The organism is Bacteroides sp. M10, from assembly GCF_014334015.1.
In the GTDB taxonomy this organism is placed as follows: domain Bacteria; phylum Bacteroidota; class Bacteroidia; order Bacteroidales; family Bacteroidaceae; genus Bacteroides; species Bacteroides intestinigallinarum.
This window is the reverse complement of the sequence record NZ_CP060488.1, coordinates 6,214,886-6,238,774: the sequence shown is the minus strand read 5'-3', so window position 1 is coordinate 6,238,774 and position 23,889 is coordinate 6,214,886. Positions and strand designations below refer to the sequence as shown.

The 23,889-nt window shown below is 44.4% G+C and carries 15 protein-coding genes; 9 read left to right on the top strand and 6 right to left on the bottom strand.

Going from position 1 to position 23,889, the window contains the following annotated elements:
• Nucleotides 1–60: 60 nt before the first annotated feature.
• The 3 genes from H8796_RS23280 to purL form a co-directional block, all read right to left on the bottom strand.
• Nucleotides 61–603, bottom strand: coding sequence for a chromate transporter (locus H8796_RS23280; protein ID WP_117937373.1), 543 nt, complete (start codon nucleotides 601–603; stop codon nucleotides 61–63).
• Nucleotides 600–4,604, bottom strand: a complete 4,005-nt coding sequence (locus H8796_RS23275) for a response regulator (protein WP_117937374.1) — start codon at nucleotides 4,602–4,604, stop codon at nucleotides 600–602. The genes H8796_RS23280 and H8796_RS23275 overlap by 4 nt, the downstream gene beginning before the upstream one ends.
• 268 nt (nucleotides 4,605–4,872) lie before the next feature.
• Nucleotides 4,873–8,577 carry a phosphoribosylformylglycinamidine synthase gene (gene purL, locus H8796_RS23270; RefSeq protein WP_117937376.1) on the bottom strand — a complete coding sequence of 1,235 codons (3,705 nt, stop codon included), beginning with the start codon at nucleotides 8,575–8,577 and terminating at the stop codon, nucleotides 4,873–4,875.
• 258 nt (nucleotides 8,578–8,835) lie between these two features.
• Between purL and H8796_RS23265 the strand changes: the two genes are divergently transcribed.
• From H8796_RS23265 to H8796_RS23225, 9 genes are all read left to right on the top strand, one after another.
• Nucleotides 8,836–9,489 carry a LysE family translocator gene (locus H8796_RS23265; RefSeq protein ID WP_008774798.1) on the top strand — a complete coding sequence of 218 codons (654 nt, stop codon included), beginning with the start codon at nucleotides 8,836–8,838 and terminating at the stop codon, nucleotides 9,487–9,489.
• A 10-nt stretch (nucleotides 9,490–9,499) separates the two neighbouring features.
• Entirely contained in the window at nucleotides 9,500–10,045 is a 546-nt protein-coding gene (locus tag H8796_RS23260; protein ID WP_117937378.1) for a DUF4924 family protein, read from the top strand.
• Complete coding sequence (gene rfbD / locus H8796_RS23255; protein ID WP_117937380.1) at nucleotides 10,046–10,906, top strand: dTDP-4-dehydrorhamnose reductase; 861 nt, start codon at nucleotides 10,046–10,048, stop codon at nucleotides 10,904–10,906.
• A gap of 76 nt (nucleotides 10,907–10,982) precedes the next feature.
• The gene (locus H8796_RS23250) at nucleotides 10,983–12,557 is read left to right on the top strand and encodes a peptide chain release factor 3 (protein WP_008025990.1); all 1,575 of its coding nucleotides are present in this window, start codon (nucleotides 10,983–10,985) and stop codon (nucleotides 12,555–12,557) included.
• A 78-nt stretch (nucleotides 12,558–12,635) separates the two neighbouring features.
• Nucleotides 12,636–13,226 (top strand): RNA polymerase sigma factor, encoded by a 591-nt coding sequence (locus H8796_RS23245; protein WP_117937382.1) that lies wholly within the window; start codon nucleotides 12,636–12,638, stop codon nucleotides 13,224–13,226.
• Nucleotides 13,227–13,236: 10 nt separating this feature from the next.
• Nucleotides 13,237–14,076 carry a FecR family protein gene (locus tag H8796_RS23240; protein WP_117937383.1) on the top strand — a complete coding sequence of 280 codons (840 nt, stop codon included), beginning with the start codon at nucleotides 13,237–13,239 and terminating at the stop codon, nucleotides 14,074–14,076.
• 800 nt (nucleotides 14,077–14,876) lie between these two features.
• Complete coding sequence (locus H8796_RS23235) at nucleotides 14,877–15,137, top strand: OadG family protein (protein WP_117937385.1); 261 nt, start codon at nucleotides 14,877–14,879, stop codon at nucleotides 15,135–15,137.
• 26 nt (nucleotides 15,138–15,163) lie between these two features.
• Nucleotides 15,164–16,999, top strand: coding sequence for a biotin/lipoyl-containing protein (locus H8796_RS23230; protein WP_117937387.1), 1,836 nt, complete (start codon nucleotides 15,164–15,166; stop codon nucleotides 16,997–16,999).
• Nucleotides 16,999–18,234 carry a sodium ion-translocating decarboxylase subunit beta gene (locus H8796_RS23225; RefSeq protein WP_117937388.1) on the top strand — a complete coding sequence of 412 codons (1,236 nt, stop codon included), beginning with the start codon at nucleotides 16,999–17,001 and terminating at the stop codon, nucleotides 18,232–18,234. Before H8796_RS23230 ends, H8796_RS23225 begins: the two co-directional genes overlap by 1 nt.
• 53 nt (nucleotides 18,235–18,287) lie before the next feature.
• On the opposite strand, the gene H8796_RS23220 is transcribed toward H8796_RS23225, so the two are convergent.
• From H8796_RS23220 to H8796_RS23210, 3 genes are all read right to left on the bottom strand, one after another.
• The gene (locus tag H8796_RS23220; protein ID WP_187343884.1) at nucleotides 18,288–19,559 is read right to left on the bottom strand and encodes a TolC family protein; all 1,272 of its coding nucleotides are present in this window, start codon (nucleotides 19,557–19,559) and stop codon (nucleotides 18,288–18,290) included.
• A 48-nt stretch (nucleotides 19,560–19,607) separates the two neighbouring features.
• Nucleotides 19,608–22,640: an efflux RND transporter permease subunit gene (locus H8796_RS23215; protein WP_117937392.1), complete on the bottom strand. Its 3,033-nt coding sequence runs from the start codon at nucleotides 22,638–22,640 to the stop codon at nucleotides 19,608–19,610.
• A gap of 159 nt (nucleotides 22,641–22,799) precedes the next feature.
• Nucleotides 22,800–23,852, bottom strand: coding sequence for an efflux RND transporter periplasmic adaptor subunit (locus tag H8796_RS23210; RefSeq protein WP_117937394.1), 1,053 nt, complete (start codon nucleotides 23,850–23,852; stop codon nucleotides 22,800–22,802).
• Nucleotides 23,853–23,889: the final 37 nt, after the last annotated feature.

The following is a 23,889-nucleotide window of genomic DNA, read 5'->3' as shown; positions in this document are numbered from 1 at the left end:
ATGAATCTGTAAAATGATAGCGTTAATCCGTGTAATCCGTGTCTTCTCAATTCTCAACTCTCAACTCTCAACTTTTCTAAGTTTTCCCCACAGGAACCCTCCTACACCGGCAGCAATGATAATCCAGATAGGGGAGAAGCCCAACAGCCAGATTAATAATGCCGAGACAACAGGAATCCACAGATTGTAGCGGTTGATTTTTGCGGATCGTCCCATGGTAAAGGTCGGCGCCGCGATAAGTGCCACCACTGCCGGGCGGATTCCTTTAAAAATACGTTCCACTATCGGATTATCTTGGAAACTATGAAAGAACAGGGCGATAGCTAATATAATAATGAAAGACGGCAAAATAGTTCCCAATGCTGTGATAATACTTCCCCGGATGCCACGCAGTTTATATCCTATGAAGATAGAAATATTGACTGCCAGAATTCCCGGAGCGGATTGGGAGATAGCTAACAGGTCTATAAAATCTTCCTGCGCAATCCATTTTCGCTTGGTGACAATTTCATTTTCAATCAGTGGCACCATTGCATACCCTCCTCCAATGGTAAAGGCGCCTATTTTAAAAAAGATTCCAAATGCTTCGAGATAAATGTTCATTCTTTCTTTTCTCCTCCTTCCTTACTAGCTGTTTTTTTCTCTTTGCCATACTGACTGGGGCTTACATTAAAATGCTTCTTAAATACTTCGCGGAAGTACTTGGCATCACTGAATCCCGTCATTTCTGCAATTTCTGTTATGCTATGTGTGTTTTCTTTTAGTAATTGTACGGCACGTTTCAGACGAATCAGCCGGATATAATCTCCCGGTGCCTGATCGGTTAATGCCCTTAATTTATTGTAAAAACTTGTGCGACTCATTCCCATCAGGCTGCATAACACATCTACAGTCAGAGCCGGATTGTCGATGTTGTCTTCCACATTCTTTTTGACGTTTGCAATAAACTTCCAGTCAATATCCTGTGAACAGTTAATGCAGTCTTCATCATTTTCCTCATCATTCAGATCCAGATTTGCGTATTTGCTGCGCAAGAGTGCACGATTAGCCAATAGATTGGCCACATTTGCTTTCAATATACCAATGTTGAATGGCTTCACAACGTATTCATCCGCACCAATCTGAAGTCCCGAGAGAATATCTTTCTCATTATTCAAAGCAGTCAGCAGGATAACGGGGATGTGGGAAGTCTCGATATTGTTCTTGATAGCCTGGCATAATTCATCACCCCGCATTTCCGGCATCATAATGTCTGAAATAACCAGCTCCGGTTTGTACTCGGGAATAATCGTCAGTGCTTCTTTTCCATTGGAACAAACCTGTACGATATATTCTTCGGATAGCGTTTGCGACAGATAGTTGCGCAACTCATCATTATCTTCCACAATTAAGATACGACGATGATTTATGTTCTCTTTCTTCTGTGCGTTTTCGTAAATTTCAGGCGATGAAGACGGAACGTTTTCGATTTCTATACGCTGTTTGCTCGGAGTTGCCAGATGTGCTTTCCGGAAACGCTTGCTATCTTTGGGGAACGTTATTTTGATAACTGATCCTTGGTTTTCGATACTTGACAGATTGATCTTTCCTTTGTGCAAACGGACTAACTTCCATACAAGCATCAGACCGATACCACTTCCCGTTACTTTGGAGTTGATAGCATTGCTGCCGCGGAAATGGAGCTTGAACAACTTCTTTTGTTCGTTAGCCGGAATTCCGATTCCCGTGTCTCTGACTTCCACGCTCCATGAATCTGTTGATTCAGAAACGAAAACCTGTACATTCCCATTTTCGGGAGTATATTTCAATGCATTCGAAATGATGTTCTTAAAAATAGACTCCATTTTCTCTTTATCAAACCATACATTCATATACCTGAAATTACTTTCATAAGTGAAGTTGATATGTTTGATGTTGGCGTACTGTTGAAATGCATTGAATATTTCATTCATAAACGTATTGAGTTCATGCTCTGAAATATATAGCTCGGAAGAATATACGTCCGCTCTCTCAAAGTTGATAAGATTGGTCGTCAGGCGCAGTAGGGCGTTAACGTTTCGTAATGCCGTATTCATGTTCGAAATACCTTCTTTGCTCAACTCTTCTTTTTCACGTAGTTCTTCCAAAGGTGCTTTGATAAGCGTCAATGGGGTACGGATATCATGTGCCGTATTGATAAAGAAATGTATTTTCTCGTCGGAGACTTTACGCTGCTTTCTTAAAATCAGGATACGCAATAGGACGATGGCAATGAGACAAAGGATAGCTGTATAAACCAGCATGGCCCAGAATGTCAACCAGAAAGGTTGGGCTATGATAATATCTATACTTCTTTCTTCAAGCATGATGCGTTTGTCTTCATTGGAAATGGCGCGTACTCTTAGCGTATATGTGCCCGGGGCAAGATTGGTGTAACGAATCGTATTCTCCGTTCCGGGTTTGCTCCATTCATCATAGAAACCTTCCAGTCTCCAGGAATAAAGAATGTTGGAAGGATAGTCATAGTTGATAGAAGAAACCTGCAAAGAGAATATATTCTGATTGTATTTTAAATTCAATACCTTTGTATCATTGATGCTTGCTTTCAGCGGAGAATTCTCATCGCCCGGGTAGATTGTCTGATAGAAAATCTTGAAATCGCTGAAAATCATTTTAGAAGAATAACCTCTGGGCAATTTCATGTCCTTATCAAATTCCACAGCTCCGTCCGAACTCCCTAAAATAAATTTATTGTTTTTCCGGAGAACACCCGACAGTGCATTGAAATGTGTAGTCATCAATCCCATATCTTTGGTCCAGTTGTAGAATTTCTTTTCATTAGGGTAAAAGCTTGTCAGTCCGCTTTCTGTACTCATCAGTATGTCTCTGTCCGCATCCGATAATATAGTATAGATATTATTGGATATTAAAGCACAGTTTTCTGTGTGGTAATGAGTGAATAGTTTTTTGTTAATATCGTAAATCAAGAGTCCCGATCCGCTGGTACCTATATATAATGATCCATCTTTTGCCTGGTGCAGGGAGTAGATATAACTCGATTCTACCGGAAGTTTTATACGCTCGAATTTACCGGATTCTTTATCTAAAAGACATAGCCCGGTGGCACTACCGATCCACATACTTTTTTCATCTTTCTCAACGATGGCGGTAATGGAATTTAATCCATCATAAAACCGTACTTCCTGCGTTTTCAGATTAATACGTTTGAGGTTGTAGAATCCTCCCGACCAGATATACCCTTGCATATCTGTACGGATATCACGTATATATTTATCCGGCCGCTTGTTTGTATGAGTGTACAAAGGCGGCATGAAATAGCTGACGTTGAATGTCTTTTTATCTATCTGGTGAGCACCGGAAGAGTACCCGCCTGCCCAGATAGTTCCGGGAGCCACTTCGCATATAGTAAGAAAGATGTGGCTTTTATTACTTTGCGACTCTTCAAAAGAGCTAAGTATCGATCGCCATTGTCCGGTCTTTGAATTAAGAAAGCTGATGCCATTATTCGTTGCGAACCATAAATCTCCGTCTCTGTCTTCGATAATGGAGTTCACTTGGTCATTGATTAAAGACTGCTTATTGCCAATGGAGTGCTTAATCCATTTGTAGCTCGTATAACGGTTATTTTGTATCGTGATTCCGATGGGGTAATTAGCCAGCCATATCCGTTCTTCATCATCTACAAAAATGTCATTGATACTGTTACCGTTCATGCCACAATTACTATTGTAATCAGCTACAATTTCGGGTACGATTTGATAAGTATCCACATTCATCTTGTGTACTCCTCCGCCATCTGTAGCTATCAATAACTCTTTGTCATTTAGCGGTTTGAATCGTGTGATACTAATATTCTTCAGGTTCTGTTCGGGGCGTATGACAGATTTGGTATTCATATCGTAAATCATGATTCCCCGCAGGAAAGTTCCGATGAATAGTTTACGAATCTTTTTGTCGAAATGTAAATCGACAACCTGAACTTTCACACTCTCCAACTTATCACAATTGATAAGTTCCAGTGTGCTATTTTCTAGTTTGGCATAATGAATACCCATTTCCGTACCGATGAAGAAATGTGATTCGTCTATCTGTTCAATATCTGTGATGTCTTCACTTATATCATTCTTTATATGGGTGACTTGTTGAGTTTCCGTGTTATAGAGGAAGATGGTATCCTTATTACACAACCAGATGTGTTTGTTCTGGTCGAGCCAGGCATAAGTGACCGGGTCCGGCTGTTCGCTGAAACTATCCATTGGTAATTTATATACAAGGCTGAAGCAATCGTGAATTTGGTCATATCGGAATACTTTTCCTTTTTTTCCGATTTCCCATAAAACTCCTTCTTGGTCGATATAAAGCCAGTTTAGATTTAACAGAGAGTTCACTTCTGCGTCACCATCCATTAACTTATATCGTTTAAACTCTTTTCCATTGTATCGATCAATACCTTCGTGTGTGAGGAACCACATGTATCCGGTTTTATCTTTTTGAATGCAGTATACCCGCCGGTTACTTAACCCATCTTCCACTCCAAGATATCGATACGTCTGCGCGACACAAGTTAGAGGAAACAATAAGATTAGAAAAAGCCATTTTTTCATACAAATAGGACTTTTAAGGGTTATTGAATCTTTTATGAGGGGGAAAGTTTGACAAAATTAAGAAGATTTTCCGATATTACAAAATTTTGGTGAAAGATAACAGCGCTCCAAAAATGAAGAAAACAGACTATTTGATAGCTATTGGTATATACTGTTTGTTTTCGGTGTTTTGGTATCTGCCAAACGCCTTTCGGTAGAGCGGAAAGTTTAATAAAACAAGAGGCTGACACTATTGAAAGTACCAGCCTCTGTAGAGTATAGAAATGATTTATTTCATTTTCGCTTCCACCCACTTGCGAGCATTGACAAACGCTTCTATCCATGGAGTAACCTGATCACTGTTCTTGCGGTCGGCCGGATAACAACCGTTTTGCCATGGGAAGATTGAACGTTCCAGGTGCGGCATGATAGCCAGGTGACGTCCGTCTGCGCTAGCCAGTGCTGCGATAGAATAATCGGAGCCGTTCGGGTTGCCCGGATATTCGTCATAGCTGTATTTCGCTACTACATTGTATTTATCTTCGTCATACGGCAAAGAGAATTTTCCTTCTCCGTGAGCTACCCAGATACCCAGTTTACTTCCACTCAAAGAGCCGAACATCACACTGCGGTTAGTCGGGATAGTAAGGCCGAGGAAGCGTGATTCGAACTTGTGCGAGTTGTTATGCAACATTTTGCCTTTCTTCTTCAGTTCCGGGTTGATAAGGTCGAGTTCCATCATCAACTGGCAACCGTTGCAGACACCTAATGACAATGTATCTTCGCGTGCATAGTATTTATCCAATGCTTCTTTAGCTTTCGGGTTGAACAGGAATGCGCCTGCCCATCCTTTAGCGGAACCCAATACGTCGGAGTTAGAGAAACCGCCACAGTAAACGATCATGTTTACATCTTCCAGTGTCTCGCGTCCGCTGATGAGGTCGGTCATCGTCACGTCTTTCACGTCGAAACCTGCCAGGTAGAGTGAGTAAGCCATTTCGCGTTCACCGTTTGTGCCTTTCTCACGGATGATAGCTGCGCGGATACCGCTTGGAGTGCGACGATCCGGAGTGATACCATATTGAGAAAGCTTACCTTTGAATTCCGGCATGAAAGCAAATTCAACAGGCTGCATCTTGTAGTTCTCGAAACGTGCTTTAGCACAACCGTTCATAGATTGTTTGCGGTCGAGCAGGTAAGAAGAAGAATACCACACATCGCGCATATAATCGATACCGAATTGGTAAGTAGCTCCATCTTTAGATACTAGAATGTGACGTTCGTCAGTCGGTTTACCCAACTTCATATAGCCTACGCCGGCATCTTCCAGAATCTTCTTCACTTCATCCTTATGCTTGTCGCTGATCTGGATAACGATACCCGGATTTTCAGCAAACAGAATTTTAACGATATCCTGTTCCTTCATCTTGTCGAGGCTGATTTCCATACCGCCTTCTACATTAGAGAAGCACATTTCGAGCAATGTAGTAATCAAACCACCGGCAGAAATATCGTGTCCGGCAAGGATCAGGCCTTTGTTGACAAGTTCCTGTACGGCAAGGAAAGCATCACGGAAATATTCGGCATCTTGTACGCAAGGTACTTCGTCACCAACTTTACCCAGAGATTGTGCAAAAGCCGAACCACCCAGTTTCAGTTCATCGAAGCTGAAATCAATATGATAAAGTGTAGTCTTTTCATTGTTAACCAATACCGGAGATACCACTTTCTTCACGTCGGAAACTTCACCACCGGCAGAAACAATCACAGTTCCCGGAGAAATCACTTTCTCACCGTTCGGATACTTCTGTGTCATAGACAGAGAGTCTTTTCCGGTAGGAACATTAATTTGCAGTGCGCAGCAGAAATCGCTCAATGCTTTGACAGCTGTGTAAAGACGGGCATCTTCACCTTCTTGAGAGCGGCAAGGCCACATCCAGTTGGCAGACAGCGAAATACTGTCCATACCTTCTGCCATTGGAGCCCAAACCAGATTGGTTAGTGCTTCGGATACAGAAAGAATAGAGCCGGCAGCCGGATCAGCCAATGCTGCTTGCGGAGCATGTCCGATAGAGGTAGCGATACCTTTTTCGCCACGGTAGTCGAGTGCTACGACACCACAGTCACTCAACGGCAACTGAAGTTCACCCTGGCATTGCTGACGAGCCACTTTACCTGTTACCGAACGATCTACCTTATTTGTCAACCAGTCTTTGCAGGCTACAGCTTCAAGCTGCAATACATTTGTCAGATATTCATGTAGTTTAGACAATTCGTATTTCGGCATTTCGTAATGACGTTCCACTGTTTTGTCTGTCATATATGTCTTGGGAGAAGAACCGAACATCTGTTCTACGGCAAGGTCGAACGGACGTACACCGTCAGCCTGTTGGAAAGCGAAACGATGATCGCCGGTTGTTTCACCGACTACGTACATCGGAGCGCGTTCGCGTTCGGCAATTTTACGTACATGTTCAATAGCCTCTTCTTTAATCAGCAGACCCATACGTTCCTGACTTTCGTTAGCGATGATTTCTTTGGCAGACAAAGTCTTGTCACCGATAGGCAACTTGCTCATGTCGATCAAACCACCACATTCTTCCACGAGTTCGGACAGACAGTTTACGTGTCCGGCAGAACCGTGGTCATGGATAGAAACCACCGGATTCACTTCTTCTTCACAAAGAGCGCGTACGACGTTGTTGGCACGTTTCTGCATTTCTGCATTGGCACGTTGCACGGCATTCAACTCGATACCACTGCTGTAACGACCGGTATCAACAGAAGATACGGAACCGCCACCCAGTCCGATACGGTAGTTGTCACCACCGATTACTACCACTTTGTTTCCTGCTTCCGGTGTGCCTTTCAGGCAGTCACGTTGTGTACCGTAACCAACACCACCGGCAAGCATGATTACTTTGTCGTAACCATAAACTTCTTTGTTTTCCGTATGTTCGAAAGTCAGTACCGAACCGCAGATCAGCGGCTGGCCGAACTTGTTACCGAAGTCGGAAGCACCATTGGATGCTTTGATTAGAATCTGTTCCGGAGTCTGGTATAGCCATTTGCGTACCGGAAGAATCTCTTCCCATTCGCGTCCTTCTTCTGTGCGCGGGTAAGAAGTCATGTAGACAGCAGTACCTGCAATCGGCCATGAACCTTTACCGCCACCCATACGGTCGCGGATTTCACCACCGGTACCGGTAGAAGCACCATTGAACGGTTCTACAGTAGTAGGGAAGTTATGAGTTTCCGCTTTCAGTGAGATAACACTCTTGATGTCCTTTATCTGGAAGAAATCAGGTTTTGAATGATCTGCCGGAGCAAACTGTTCTACAACCGGACCTTCGGCGAAGGCTACATTATCTTTATAAGCAGAGATTATTTTATTCGGATTTTCCTGTGTCGTCTTTTTAATCATCTGGAACAGAGAAGATTCCTGCTCTACACCATCGATGATAAACGTTCCGCCGAAAATTTTGTGGCGGCAGTGTTCGGAGTTGATTTGTGCGAAACCGAATACTTCAGAGTCGGTCAGTTTCCGTCCGAGGTCCTTTTCTACTTTCTTCAGGTAGTCCATTTCTTCTTTGGAAAGAGCCAGACCTTCTTTTTCGTTGTACACTTCGAGATCTTCAATGTAGATGATCGGTTCCGGCTGACGGTTTGTCGTGAATACGTTTTGGTCGAGTCCTTTGTACATGCGCTGGAGCATCGGGTCGTAATCGGCATTTTCGTCCTTAACAGGGAAGTACTCCTCGATGCGGCTTATGCCTTCGAGCCCCATGTTCTGGGTGATTTCTACTGCGTTTGTACTCCAGGGAGTGATCATTTCGCGGCGTGGGCCAACGAAACAGCCTTTCAGGTTTTCTTCACTTTCCATCACGGCTTCGCCAAAAAGCCAGCAGAGTTTATTACTTTCGTCAGGGGTGAGCTGATGGTTGCTCTCTACGGCAATCACGCTCTTGGAAGGGGTTCTGAAAAAAAGAATCATGTTGTATATTTACGATTTTACGATTTACGATTTTACGATTGAAGTTCCTGCAGGAGAAACTCTTCTCTTTTTCTGTGGCGCAAAGATAATCAATTTCGTTGGTGGTAGGAAAAAAATAGAGAATAAATTCCTATACCTTATTTAATATGTTTATTTTCGATGTACGTTTTACTTATTATCGCTATATATAGTGATTCTTGTGTGGAAAAAACGTTAATATACTATCCCCATATCACAAAAAAGTGCGATATTTGCGACATGATTCAGATAGAGACCATATTCGATATATTAGTGAAAGGCTTTATTATTGGCGTTGTTGTGTCCGCACCCCTCGGTCCGGTGGGCGTATTATGCATCCAGAGGACTTTGAATAAAGGGCGTTGGTATGGATTTGTAACAGGTCTGGGAGCCTCTTTGAGCGATATAGCATACGCTTTGCTCACCGGCTACGGGATGAGCTTTGTGTTCGATTATATTAATAAGAATATTTTCTATCTGCAATTATTGGGGAGCATCATGCTACTCCTTTTTGGTATATATACCTTTCGTAGCAACCCGGTGCAGTCCATTCGTCCGGCTTCCTCCAGCAAAGGTTCTTATTTCCATAACTTTATTACCGCATTTTTCGTCACTCTCTCCAATCCCTTGATAATCTTCCTGTTTATCGGACTTTTCGCCCGTTTTGCTTTTGTGCAGCCGGGAGTTCTGGTGTTCGAAGAAATCACAGGCTATGTTGCTATTGCTATAGGGGCATTGACCTGGTGGTTGGGGATTACTTACTTTGTGAACAAAGTGCGCACTAAATTCAACTTGCGTGGTATCTGGATACTGAATCGTGTTGTAGGAAGTATTGTAATGCTGGTATCCCTTGCCGGACTGATTTTTACTTTGTTGGGAGAATCACTTTATTAGGAGATAACTTATGAATCAGATAGCACAACAACTGAAAGAGAAGAATATTGCCGAGTACCTTATATATATGTGGCAAGAGGAAGACTTGATCCGCGCCAATCATTGTGAACCGGAAGAGATGGAGGCAAATATAATTGCCCGTTATCCGGCAGATCAGCAGCCTGCCATGAGAGAATGGTATACCAATCTGATTACGATGATGAGTGAGGAAGGAGTACGGGAAAAAGGTCATTTGCAGATTAATAAGAATGTGATTATCAATCTGACAGAGTTGCATAACGCATTGGCTTCTTCTCCTAAATTTCCTTTTTACAGTGCCGCTTATTTCAAGGCATTGCCGTTTATTGTAGAATTACGGAATAAAAACGGTAAGAAAGACGAGCCCGAATTGGAGACCTGTTTTGAGGCATTGTATGGAGTACTCCTGCTTCGTCTTCAAAAAAAGCCTATCAGTGAAGGTACTGCTAAGGCAGTGGAAGCTATCACTAGTTTCCTTTCTATGTTGGCAAACTATTATGATAAAGACCGTAAAGGTGAATTAAAACTGGATGAATAAATGAGAATTTTGGTAACGGGTGCCAACGGTCAGCTTGGCAATGAGATGCAGGTGCTTGCAAAAGAGAACCCGCAACATACGTATTATTTCACAGATGTAGAAGAACTAAACATCTGTGACAAGCAAGCCGTTTGGGCTTATATCGCAGAGAAGCGGATTGAGCTTGTCGTGAACTGTGCCGCTTATACGGCCGTAGATAAAGCGGAAGATAATTCGGAACTAGCCTATCAATTGAATTGCGAAGCACCGAAACAATTGGCAAGTGCGGCACAATTCAACGGAGCCGCTATGATACAAGTATCTACCGATTATGTCTTTGATGGTACTGCACACACTCCGTATACGGAGGATTGCGATCCTTGTCCGGACTCTGTATATGGCACCACCAAACTGGAAGGAGAATATGACGTGATGAATTATTGCGAGAAAGCAGTCGTAATCCGTACTGCATGGCTTTATTCCATCTTCGGCAATAATTTTGTGAAGACAATGATCCGTCTTGGAAAAGAGCGTGACAGTCTGGGAGTTGTTTTCGACCAGATCGGAACCCCGACTTATGCCAATGACCTAGCACGTGCCATCTATACCATTATTAATAAAGGTATAGTCCGCGGCATCTACCATTTCAGCAATGAAGGCGTTTGTTCCTGGTATGATTTCACAGTGGCTATTTATCGCCTGGCGGGAATAACCTCCTGCAAAGTGAAACCTCTGCATACAGCTGAATATCCTGCAAAAGCCAACCGTCCGGCATACTCCGTACTTGATAAAACAAAAATAAAAACAACATTCGGCATCGAAATCCCCCATTGGGAGGAAAGTCTCCAACGATGCCTGGAGAAATTGGAAATTAAAAATTGAGAGTTGAGAAATAAAAAAGAAACTACTTTGAGTATCATTTTTTAATTTTCAATTTTCAATTCTCAATTTAACAACTATGGCAGATAATACAGAAATTTTGAGACGGCGAACGTTCGCCATTATTGCGCATCCAGATGCCGGTAAGACATCATTGACGGAAAAGCTATTGCTTTTCGGTGGTCAGATACAGGTAGCAGGTGCTGTAAAGAGTAATAAGATAAAAAAGACGGCTACGTCCGACTGGATGGAAATCGAGAAACAACGTGGTATTTCGGTAACGACTTCCGTGATGGAATTCGACTATCGGGATTATAAAATCAACATTCTCGATACTCCGGGTCACCAGGACTTTGCCGAAGACACATACCGTACACTGACTGCTGTGGACAGCGTTATCATCGTTGTAGACGGTGCGAAAGGTGTGGAAACGCAGACGCGTAAACTGATGGAGGTATGCCGCATGAGAAAGACTCCGGTAATTATCTTCGTCAACAAAATGGACCGTGAAGGAAAAGACCCGTTCGACTTGCTCGATGAACTCGAAGAAGAACTGATGATTCAGGTTCGTCCCTTATCCTGGCCGATAGAGCAGGGAGCACGTTTCAAAGGAGTATACAACATCTACGAACAGAAACTGGACTTATACCAGCCATCCAAACAGATGGTAACAGAAAAAGTGGCAGTCGATATTCATACGGAAGAACTGGATCAGCAGATTGGCAAGCCATTGGCAGACAAACTGCGTGGTGATCTGGAACTGATCGAAGGCGTTTATCCCGAATTTGATTCGGAATCCTATCTCGCAGGAGACTGTGCACCGGTATTCTTCGGATCAGCGTTGAACAACTTCGGTGTGCAAGAGCTGCTGAACTGTTTCGTGGAGATAGCTCCCAGTCCTCGTCCTGTACAGGCAGAAGAGCGTGAAGTGAACCCCGATGAACCGAAATTCACCGGATTCATCTTTAAGATTACAGCCAATATTGATCCCAACCACCGTTCTTGTGTGGCATTCTGTAAGATTTGCTCCGGCAAGTTTGTCCGCAATGCTCCTTATGTGCACGTTCGTCATGGAAAGACCATGCGTTTTTCATCGCCCACCCAATTTATGGCACAGCGTAAAACAACGATTGACGAAGCCTATGCAGGAGATATTATCGGTCTGCCGGATAATGGTACCTTTAAGATCGGCGATACGCTGACAGAAGGTGAAATGCTTCATTTCCGCGGATTACCGAGCTTCTCACCGGAGATGTTCAAGTATATCGAAAATGCCGATCCGATGAAACAGAAACAGTTGGCGAAAGGTATCGACCAGTTGATGGATGAAGGTGTGGCACAGTTGTTTGTCAATCAGTTCAATGGCCGTAAGATTATCGGTACGGTGGGACAGTTGCAGTTTGAGGTCATTCAGTACCGTTTGTTGAATGAATACAATGCGTCCTGTCGCTGGGAACCGGTAAGTCTTTATAAGGCCTGCTGGGTAGAAAGTGATGATCCCGCAGAACTGGAAGCCTTCAAGAAACGTAAATACCAGTATATGGCAAAGGATAGAGAAGGGCGCGATGTGTTCCTGGCAGACTCCGGTTATGTACTTCAGATGGCGCAGATGGACTTTAAACACATCAAATTCCACTTTACAAGTGAGTTTTAAAATATATTCCGTTGATTTTTAACTAAAAAATCAGGTAAAAAAAGGAAAAACATATCTCATATAAATGAGTGAATAGAAATGAAGACACTATCCTGGGATAAAATTCAGCAAGGGGATGAAGAGGCATTCCGGCAGCTTTATGAGCAATATGCAGATTTACTGTATGGATATGGCATGAAGATAGCCGGTGATGAGACTTTGGTAACCGAGGCGATACAGTCGTTGTTTGTTTACATCTTTGAGAAAAGAGAAACTTGCGCGGCCCCTCAATCCATACCCGCTTACTTATGTGTCTCGTTGAGACACATGATAGTGAACGAACTGAAAAAAGAGAATAGTGGCTCATTAAAATCACTGGATGAAGTAGGCACAAACGAATATCAGTTTGATCTGGAGATCGATATTGAAACTGCTATTATCCGTTCAGAGTTAGAAAAAGAACAGCTGGAAGTTTTGCAGAAAGAACTGAACAATTTGACGAAGCAACAGCGGGAGGTATTGTATCTTAAGTACTATAAGAAGATGAGTTCGGAAGAAATAGCCCAGGTGATGGGACTCACTTCACGTACGGTTTACAATACTACTCATATGGCTATCTCCAGTTTGCGGGAGCGTATGAGCAAATCTTTCTTGTTGTTGGTAGCAGCTAATTTGTGGATTTTTAATTGAGGTGTGAGATATGGAAAAGTGGACAGAATCTTTAGATAAATATTTAGAAGAAGGAAAACTTCCTCTGGTTGGCGAAATCTTTTCTCGTAAAAAAGAAATAGGTGATAAGTTGAAGTTGCAACGTGAGGAGAGCCATAAGATCGCCTTAAGCCGGAGAAGAAAACAAGGTGCGGGGAGAAGTTTCTCTTTCTCATGGGGAGTGGCAGCGGCAGTTGTCCTTCTTTTGGGGATAGGTGGTTACTTCCTGGCAGAAGAAAAGGTGGTGACTGATAACACTGCTATGAACTATGAATTGCCGGATGGTAGTACTGTGCAGGTGATGGAAAATTCCCGCCTGACTTACAATCATATCACATGGCTTTGGGAGCGCAAATTGCAACTATTGGGTAAAGCCTCTTTTAACGTAACCAAAGGCAAGACATTCACGGTCCGTACAGAAGCCGGCGACGTAACCGTACTGGGAACGAAATTCCTCATCGATCAGCAAGGAAAGAAGATGACTGTCGACTGTGAGGAAGGAAGTGTGAAAGTCGAGACTGCTGTAGGTAAGCATACATTGCTTGCCGGAGAAAGCGTGCATTGCGATGAGAACAAGATTGTGCCGGTAGAGAAAAAGGCAGAAGAATCGGAGTTCCCCGAGGTGTTGGGGTATGAAGACGATCCGCTGATAAATGTAGTGGCAGATATTGAACACATATTTAAGGTAACAGTCGTCGGGCACGAGAAGTGCGAAGGGCTGACCTACAACGGGACGGTTTTGACGAAAGACCTGAACGCCACGCTGGAAAAAGTCTTCGGCTCGTGTGGAATCAGTTATCAAATTCGAGGGAAAGAAATTATTTTGCAATAAAAAAAGCCTCTTCTGGATAGTCAGGAGAGGCTTTTTTATTTTTCTTCAAATTTTCTTCATTTTTTCTTGGTAAAAAACAAATGGATGCTTCTCTTTCTAATATAAGAGCTATTTAATGATGTTTGAAAAAAACGGTAGAATTGATTAGAAGATTAAATGTTGTAGAAGGAATTATCCGGCCATCTTCCTTATAGGAATAAAGGCCGGAGCTCAAAACAAACAATAGAAAGCCTTATAGGGAATTACAAGCTAAATTCAAAACAAACAATATTTCGAAAAGAATACAAACTAGGGCTCAAAGCAAACAATAGACAGTGGGCAGATGAAAAATTCCTGCCAGAGACGTAGGTCAGAAATGGTTCCCTCGCCAGGGTTATATGAGCTTTAGAAGGCTTGTTTTTCCCGATCAAACAAGTTGGCTTAAAAGGGTTTTTCAACTAGACTGCTACGCTAATTAAAAGAATGAAAGCCGTGATGGCGCATGAGAGGTTTAACAAGACCGGTTTTTATCTGGTAATTTAATAGGTTAAGAAGAGGGTATGAAACCAGATGAGGGCTAAACCGGTTTATCATTGAGTATTTTTATTTAATAATTGTTTTATCAGAGTGTGAGAGAAAGTTGAGGGGCTTTCTCTCACATTTTTTTTGTAATAAGTTTCTGCTCATAAATGCTCTGATTATCAATCAGAGAAATGACAGTTTTATACATTATATTCCTTTCTTAATTTATTTTATAATAAAAATTTGGTATTTTCGAACGCTTTTTAGACGAACAACTTAAATTACTAATAGTTTATTATATGGAAAATATCGAAACAGCGATCCTGCTGATGGTGGTCGGAATGGCTACCGTATTTGTTATTCTGCTGATTGTGATTTATTTAGGTAAGCTGTTGATTACATTGGTCAACAAGTATGCCCCCGAAGAAGTGGTTCCTGTGAAGCGGGAAGCAGCACGAGGTCCTGCACCTGTTCCGGGAAACATTTTAGCAGCCATTACTGCTGCTGTAAATGTGGTGACACAGGGTAAAGGAAAAATCACTAAAGTAGAAAAATTATAAATCTATAAAGAATATCACTGAAAGACATGAAAAGAGAAGTAAAGTTTAGCTTGGTTTTCCGAGATATGTGGCAATCAGCCGGAAAATATGTACCTCGTGTAGACCAACTCGTAAAGGTAGCTCCGGCCATCATTGAAATGGGTTGTTTTGCCCGCGTAGAAACAAATGGCGGAGGTTTTGAACAGGTAAATTTATTGTTTGGTGAAAACCCGAATACAGCCGTGCGCGAATGGACGAAACCGTTCCATGAAGCCGGTATTCAAACCCACATGCTCGACCGCGCACTGAACGGACTTCGTATGAGCCCCGTTCCGGCAGACGTCCGCAAATTATTCTACAAAGTAAAGAAAGCACAAGGAACAGACATTACTCGTACGTTCTGCGGATTGAACGATGTGCGTAATATCGCTCCTTCCATCACATACGCAAAGGAAGCAGGCATGATTTCACAATGCTCGCTTTGTATCACTCATTCGCCTATCCATACGGTAGAGTACTACACCAATATGGCGCTGGAACTTATCAAACTGGGTGCAGATGAAATCTGTATCAAAGATATGGCAGGTATTGGCCGTCCGGTATCATTAGGTAAGATCGTAGCCAATATCAAAGCGGCACATCCCGAAATCCCTGTTCAGTATCATAGTCATGCAGGTCCCGGATTCAATATGGCAAGTATCCTTGAAGTATGCCAAGCAGGTTGCGACTACATCGATGTCGGTATAGAACCACTTTCATGGGGAACAGGTCACGCCGATTTGCTTAGCGTACAAGCCATGCTGAAAGATGCCGGATATCAAGTGCCCGAAATCAATATGGAAGCCTACATGAAAGTGCGTGGCATGATTCAGGAATTTATGGACGACTTCCTCGGCCTGTATATCAGCCCGAAAAACCGCCTGATGAACTCCTTGCTGATTGCTCCCGGACTTCCCGGCGGTATGATGGGTAGTCTGATGGCCGACCTCGAATCCAATCTGGAATCCATCAATAAATATAAGGCAAAACACAATCTGCCGTTTATGACGCAAGATCAGCTGCTCATCAAACTGTTTGACGAAGTGGCTTACGTATGGCCTCGTGTCGGTTATCCTCCATTGGTGACTCCATTCAGTCAATATGTGAAGAACCTTGCCATGATGAACGTGATGGCAATGGAAAAAGGAAAAGACCGTTGGGGAATGATTGCCGATGATATTTGGGACATGATTCTGGGTAAAGCCGGACGTTTGCCGGGCAAACTTGCTCCGGAAATCATTGAAAAGGCGGAACGTGAAGGCCGTAAGTTCTTCGAAGGCGATCCACAGGACAACTATCCGGATGCTCTCGACAAATATCGCAAACTGATGAAAGAGAACAAATGGGAAGCAGGACAGGACGACGAAGAACTCTTCGAATATGCGATGCACCCGGCTCAATATGAAGCCTACAAGAGTGGTAAAGCCAAAGAAGACTTCCTCGAAGACGTGGCAAAACGCCGTGCCGAAAAAGATAAATCACCGGAAGAAGATGTTAAACCGAAAACACTGACCGTACAGGTAGACGGACAGGCTTATCGTGTCACCGTAGCTTATGGCGATGCCGAGCTTCCTGCTACTCCAGCGGGTGCTTCCGCTGCTCCGGCAGGCGAAGGCAAAGAAGTACTTTCTCCGTTGGAAGGCAAGTTCTTTTTGGTGAAGAATGCACAAGAAACCGCCTTGCAAGTAGGCGATACGGTGAAAGAAGGAGACGTAATCTGCTATGTAGAAGCGATGAAGACCTATAATGCTATCCGTGCAGAGTTTGGCGGTACGGTGACTGCTATCTGTGCCAATCCGGGAGATACTGTTTCAGAAGATGATGTATTAATGAAGATAGGATAATGAACGAAATATTTGAGAACTTATATGACATGACTGCGTTCAGCAATATCATTGCCGATCCGCAGTTCCTGATAATGTATGCCATCGCGTTCGTCCTGCTCTATCTGGGTATCAAGAAACAGTACGAGCCGTTGCTGCTTGTCCCCATCGCTTTCGGTGTGTTGTTGGCCAACTTCCCCGGAGGAGAAATGGGTGTGATTCAGGCAGACGAGAATGGCATGATTATGATAAACGGAGTAATGAAAAACATCTGGGAAATGCCTCTGCATGATATCGCCCACGAACTGGGACTGATGAATTTCATCTACTATATGCTGATTAAAACAGGTTTCCTACCTCCGATCATCTTCATGGGTGTCGGTGCGTTGACGGACTTCGGACCGATGTTGCGTAACCTGCGTCTTTCTATTTTCGGTGCAGCCGCACAGCTGGGTATCTTTACCGTATTGTTGGTAGCTATCCTGATGGGATTCACCCCGAAAGAAGCCGCTTCTCTCGGAATTATCGGTGGTGCGGATGGTCCGACAGCTATCTTTACGACTATCAAACTGGCGCCACATTTGCTGGGCCCGATTGCCATTGCCGCTTATTCGTACATGGCACTCGTTCCGGTGATTATTCCGCTCGTAGTGAGACTGCTCTGTACTAAGAAGGAATTGAGCATCAATATGAAAGAACAGGAAAAGATGTATCCTTCAAAGACGGAAATCAAGAACCTGCGTGTCTTGAAGATTATCTTCCCGATTGTGGTAACTACTGTTGTGGCCCTCTTCGTACCAAGTGCTGTGCCATTGATCGGAATGCTGATGTTCGGTAATCTGGTGAAAGAAATCGGAACCAATACGTTCCGCTTGTTCGACGCTGCTTCCAATAGCATCATGAATGCGGCTACCATCTTCCTCGGACTGTCTGTCGGAGCAACAATGACTGCCGAAGCATTCCTCAACTGGACAACAATCGGTATCGTGATCGGTGGATTCCTTGCATTTGCACTTTCAATAACCGGTGGTATTTTCTTTGTGAAACTAGTGAATCTCTTCTCGAAGAAGAAAATCAATCCACTAATCGGTGCAACCGGTTTGAGTGCCGTTCCGATGGCAAGCCGCGTAGCCAATGAAATAGCTTTGAAGTACGATCCGAAGAATCACGTATTGCAATATTGCATGGCGAGCAACATCTCCGGAGTAATCGGTTCTGCCGTAGCTGCGGGTGTGTTGATCTCCTTCCTTGCGTAACGCTGAACGTAACTGATATTATAAAAAAAGAGGCTTTTCAAAGCCTCTTTTTTTTATTCACTAATCACCTTTCTGTATTCCGCTACCGCCATCTTTTCCGATAGATATGCATTAATCAGATTGGTGTGCGCCTGCGTCCATGACAATTGTGCGGAGAGTACATCCACCATGTTTGCCTTTCCTTCATTATACGAGAAAGAAACCAAATCAAGATTTTCATTAGCCAGACTCATAGTCTCTTTGGCGGTTTTCACTTGATATTCCGTTTCCGTCAGTTTGGTCAGGGCGGCAGAAAGTTCCTCGTTGATATTATCCGTCACATAACTTTGTTGCAGTTTCTGTATGCCGATATACGCTTTCTGCTGACGGTTTGTTTTGAACCGGGCTCCCCAACGGAAGATCGGTATATTCAGGTTAATGCCGACGATGGGATTAAAAGAAACATCATAACCGAGATTAGGTGTAGCTGTAGCCCATCCACCGCTAAAATACATATTCAATTGCGGGTTGAACTGGCTAAGAGCCGCTTTGCGTTGCGCCTGACTTTTCATGATATTCACCTCCGTACTTTCGTAATCCGCGCGACGTTGCAGTACATTCTCCAGAGAAAGGATCTGCACCGGAGCGGAAGCCGTGTCAATCGTGTACAGACTGTCTACGGGATTGTTCGGCTCTTCTCCCATCAGGATATTCAGTTTTTGCAGTGCCAGGGTATAATTCTGACGCGCCTTGATATATTGCAATTCCGCTTCTTTCAGCCGGGTGGAAATCATTAATAAGTCCGTTCGGCTAATCATCCCGTCGTTGAAACGATCCTGAATGATGTCATACTGTTGCTTCACAATACTTTGATACTTGTCCGCCGCCTGCAACATAGCCTGTGAAGCGGAAGCATTCCAATAAACCGCATCGCTCTGATAATGAATCTGGTCGATGGTGAGCTCCTCATTTAGTTGATTCAGCTTTTCATCCGCTTTGGCAATCTTGTGCTGGGCGTTGAGTGCCCCGCCCGTGTACAACGGTTGCGAGACGATAAATACACCTTGATAGGTGTGGTTGCGGTATTCGCCTACCGGTTCGTTCCAGGCATTAAGGTCGCTCATGTTGAGAGTCCCGTCCGCATTGACATCAATTTTTGGCAAGAATCCCGTGTGAGCAATCTTCCGTGCTTCCGTACTTGCTATCGTCTTTAGTTTCTGTTGCTTCAGAATTTGACTGTAAGCTTCCACTTTATCCCGGTAAGCTTCCCGGCTAAGATAGGGCTGCTGTGCCCCGGCTGTGAGGCCGAGGAGCAGCAGAGACAGAGTTATAAGTTGAGTTTTCATTTTATTCAATCTAAACAATAAATTCAAGTTTCATATAAGAGAAGGTAATTAGCCTTTGATTCTCTGAATGGCACAATAGGCTACCGGAAGAACAAACAATGTCAGTGCCGAAGCCACTAACAAACCTCCCATAATCGTAGCCGCCATACCGCCAAACATCGCATCGAACAACAATGGCAACATACCCAGAATAGTAGTACCCGACGCCATCGCTACGGGCACAATACGACTGGCGGTGGCACTGACAACAGCATCCAACGGCTTTTTGCCCGTTTTAGCCTCCAGATCAATCTGTTCCACCAGTACAATCGCATTTTTGATATTCATCCCAATCAGTCCGAGCAAACCAAGGATGGAGAAGAAGTCGAACGACTTGCCTAGCAACACCAATCCCAAAACGATACCGATAAAAATAAGCGGTAACATCAACAAGATCACTGTCGGCTTACGATACGTCCTGAACAGGAACAACAGCGTGACGAACATCAGGAAGAACGTCAACGGTAAATTCTTGGCCAACGCCTCGTTAGACTCCACCTGACTTTCCTGTTCCCCGAAATACTTCATCGTATACCCCTCCGGCACTTTAATCTCTTTCTGCACCAGCGGCCAAACCTCATTGAAAGCAGCAATCGCATTCACTCCGCGACGCGGATCGCATTGCGCCATCATCACCATTTGCCGGTTGTAATCCTTCACATTCGAGAAACGATATTGGAAATCAAATTCCGATACCACCTGTTCCAGACTGGTCGTTTCATTCCCCGTGCCGAACACGGGCAACGTGCGCAGGTCGTTGATGCGGAACGAATCCACCGTGTTATCCTTCAATAAGATAGGAAGCACCTGATCGCCCTGCCGATACTCTCCAAGCGTCATACCTGTGGTTCCGATCTGGATACTTTGTGCCATTCCCTGACGCGATACCCCTAATGGTTGCGCCCGTTCGGGACTATATACAGGCTTCCATACAGGAACTTTATTTCCCCACGAATTGCGTACATTGATTAAATCCGGATTCCGGTGCATAATCTCCAAAACCTGGTTGGTGAGCGCCACAAGCGTGTCCACATTCGGACCGATAAACCCGATTTCGATAGCGGCATCCACCGCAGGCGACAGTTTGAACAGACTGGTACGGGTAATCGCATTCGGATAATTCGCCTTCATGTACGCGTCGAAATCTTCTTCATACTCTTTTGTATATTTACTGTCCGTCAATTCAACTAATACATTGGCAAAATTCGGTTTCGGACCCACCGAAGTAGAAGCCAGATAATACCTTAACGGCGTGCTGCCGAAGGTGATCGATACTTTCTTCACTTCCGGCTGCTTTGCCAGATGCTCTTCTACGGATTTCATCTCTTTCACTACATCGTTAATGCTATACCCGTCGGGATAAAACACGTCCGCCCGGAAATAAGGCTTGTCCAGAGAAGGGAAGAAGTTTTGAGGCATCGTCCCCATGATAACCAGCGAAGCAACAAAGAGCACTACCATCGAACCCAGTGTCAATGTTTTCCTGCGAATCAGCGTGCGGAGGATGGAGGCGAATTTGTGATAGAACGGTTTGTCATACGGGTCTTTCGTGCCGTCCTTTGCTTTTGCTTTCAGGATGAAATTACCGAAAACAGTAGTCTGCGTCAGCGCAAGCACCCAGCTCAATCCCAGCGAGATGGCAAGCACCACAAAAAGCGGTTTCACGATTTCCGCCACGGCAGAAGGAGCAAGGTAGAGCGGGAGGAACGAACAGATAGCGATGAACGTAGCCCCAAGCAATCCCCATTGCGGACCGGTTGCGCCGTCTATCAGCGCTTTCCGCCGGTCTACTCCGCGGGCGATGGCAATCTGTGCGTTGTCCGTTACCACGATGGCGTTATCCACCAGCATCCCCATGGCGATGATAAATCCCGCCAATGAAGTACGGTTCAGCCCGACACCGAAGAAAGACATGATAAGCAATGTGCCGCCAATAGAGAAAATCAGTGACGAGCCGATCAGCACACCTGCGCGCAAACCCATCACCAACATGATAATCACAATAACAATCAGAATCGATTCGATCAGATTGATGATAAATCCGTTGTTGGCTTCGTTGGCAATTTCGTTCTCCAGATACAGGCTTTGCAGTTCCAGTCCCACAGGCATCAGTGGCAGCAATTCGTCCAGTTTGGCTTTCACGTTCTTGCCCGTCTGCACCACGTCCCGTTGCGGGTCGGTGGAGACGCCGATGCCGATGGCACGTTTGCCGTTCACGTGCATGATATTGGATGGAGGGTCCATGTACCCTTTTTCGATGACGGCGATATCGCCCAGTTTCACCTGTCCGGCTTTGGTGGTAATCACCTGGTTACGGATATCGTCTACGGTGGTATACATACCGTTGGCAGTCACCCGGAGCTGTTGCTCGCCGGCACGGATTTCTCCGGTATTGATAATCTGGTTCTGCGATTGCAACAGACTGGCAAGCTGTTTCGGGTCGATGCCCATACCTACGAGCTTATTGGTGGAAATAAAAATATTGACCACCTCCGTCTGCGTCCCGAATAGGGCGATTTTCATCACCCCGTCCGCCGTCACTACCTGCGTCTTGATCCGTTCCGCCCAGTTGCGCATCTCTTCGTATGTGTAACCGTCGTCCGCCGTCAGACCGTAATAGATGCCGAACACGTCGCCGAAATCATCGGAAACCGTCGGTGCGGAAGCACCGCTCGGCAACTGTGGCTGTATATTTAGCACCTTCCGTCGCAACTCATCCCACTTCTGCGGAATGGAGCTTGCCGATAAGGAAGGTTGCAACTCGAATGTGATTTTTGAGAGCCCGTACATCGATTCCGATTTTATCTTGTACACACCGCTCATACTTTGAATCTCACGAGAGATAGGCTCGGTAATCAACCGCTCCACTTCTGCCGGTTCGGCACCCGGATAGCGGGTCATAATAACCGCCGACTTTATGACGAAAGGAGCATCCTCTTTCTTACCCAGCTTGCCGAAGGAAGTGATTCCCCCAATCAGCAATACAGCAAGAAAGAAATAGATGATTTTCGTATTATCTAATGAATATCTAGCTAAACTCATAATAAATGATAGTTGATAGTTGATAAATGATAGTTGAGACTAAATAATAGTTGATAGATGATAAATGATAGTTGGTAAATGATCGGTAAAAAAGAATTATTACTAGCCGATTCTAATTAGCAGTACCCTATGGCGCAGCCCACTATCATTTATCACCTATCACTTATCAACTATTATAGATTCTCCTTCCACTAGTTGGTATACGCCTGCTATGACGATTTTTTCACCGGGTTTCAAACCTTCCGAGATGAGTGCCTGTGCTTCTCCGGTCGGGGCGCTGACGGTCACTTCCCGTTTGTGGACTTTATTGTCTTCTACCACCCAGACATACATTTTATTCCCTTCGTTTTCGCCGAATACGGCACTAAGCGGTACAATCGTCCAGCTATCCTGCACCAACGGACCTACATCTGCCGTGAAACGGATGCTGCATGTGAAACCGGGTTTCACAGCATACAGATCGCGGTCGAATGACGGATCGTCAATCGTGATGCTGACCGGAATTCCTGTGCCATCCGTAGAAATATCAAGATATTCTTCCAGTTTCGCTTGAAACACGTGTCCTTTAAATGTGTCGAACTCTACAAGGAAACGCGGGTCTTTGGCGCGTAATAAATAAAGATACGCATCCGGAATGGTGAATTTGATACGCAGATTGTGTGTATTGACAAGCTGCACGATACCCTCACCGGAGTTGACACGCTGATAGTTTTCCACCAGTCGTTTTTCGATAGAACCGTCGAAAGGAGCTGTCAGCTTGGTGTCGCGCATATTGTTGGCAGACAGTTCGTATTCAGATTTCGCCTTCTGGAAGTTGGCGAGGCTGATTTCATATTCCTGCACGGAGATCGCTTGCCGGGAGAGGAGCCGTTTGTTACGTTCCACTTGTGCCGAAGCCGTTTCGTATGCCGATTTCGTAGCGGCATATTGCAACGCAATGTCTCTGGGGTCGATAGCTGCGATGAGCTGTCCTTTTTTCACTTTCTGTCCTTCGATGACAGGAAGCTGGATGATTTGTCCGTTGACCCGGAAAGCCAGCTTCACATATTCCACCGCTTCCACGATTCCCGAGAAATCTTTTCTGATAATCGATCTTGACTCGACAATCGTAGTCTTTACGGGACGTGCAGTTGTCGTTGTCGTTTCTTTTTTCTGTCCGCAGCCAGCCAGCAAGATTGCAGCCGCCAGGACGAATCCAAAATTCTTTTTCATATACCACGTTGATGTTTAGAGGTTTTGCGTTGATAAA

Bases quoted from the DNA above. Each gene is read 5' to 3' on its own strand.
- H8796_RS23230 (WP_117937387.1), top strand. From the start codon at position 15,164: ATGAAAAGAGAAGTAAAGTTTAGCTTGGTTTTCCGAGATATGTGGCAA.
- H8796_RS23210 (WP_117937394.1), bottom strand. From the start codon at position 23,852: ATGAAAAAGAATTTTGGATTCGTCCTGGCGGCTGCAATCTTGCTGGCT.
- H8796_RS23225 (WP_117937388.1), top strand. From the start codon at position 16,999: ATGAACGAAATATTTGAGAACTTATATGACATGACTGCGTTCAGCAAT.
- rfbD (WP_117937380.1), top strand. From the start codon at position 10,046: ATGAGAATTTTGGTAACGGGTGCCAACGGTCAGCTTGGCAATGAGATG.
- H8796_RS23235 (WP_117937385.1), top strand. From the start codon at position 14,877: ATGGAAAATATCGAAACAGCGATCCTGCTGATGGTGGTCGGAATGGCT.
- H8796_RS23265 (WP_008774798.1), top strand. From the start codon at position 8,836: ATGATTCAGATAGAGACCATATTCGATATATTAGTGAAAGGCTTTATT.
- H8796_RS23260 (WP_117937378.1), top strand. From the start codon at position 9,500: ATGAATCAGATAGCACAACAACTGAAAGAGAAGAATATTGCCGAGTAC.
- H8796_RS23240 (WP_117937383.1), top strand. From the start codon at position 13,237: ATGGAAAAGTGGACAGAATCTTTAGATAAATATTTAGAAGAAGGAAAA.
- H8796_RS23275 (WP_117937374.1), bottom strand. From the start codon at position 4,604: ATGAAAAAATGGCTTTTTCTAATCTTATTGTTTCCTCTAACTTGTGTC.
- H8796_RS23250 (WP_008025990.1), top strand. From the start codon at position 10,983: ATGGCAGATAATACAGAAATTTTGAGACGGCGAACGTTCGCCATTATT.
- H8796_RS23220 (WP_187343884.1), bottom strand. From the start codon at position 19,559: ATGAAAACTCAACTTATAACTCTGTCTCTGCTGCTCCTCGGCCTCACA.
- H8796_RS23280 (WP_117937373.1), bottom strand. From the start codon at position 603: ATGAACATTTATCTCGAAGCATTTGGAATCTTTTTTAAAATAGGCGCC.
- H8796_RS23215 (WP_117937392.1), bottom strand. From the start codon at position 22,640: ATGAGTTTAGCTAGATATTCATTAGATAATACGAAAATCATCTATTTC.
- H8796_RS23245 (WP_117937382.1), top strand. From the start codon at position 12,636: ATGAAGACACTATCCTGGGATAAAATTCAGCAAGGGGATGAAGAGGCA.
- purL (WP_117937376.1), bottom strand. From the start codon at position 8,577: ATGATTCTTTTTTTCAGAACCCCTTCCAAGAGCGTGATTGCCGTAGAG.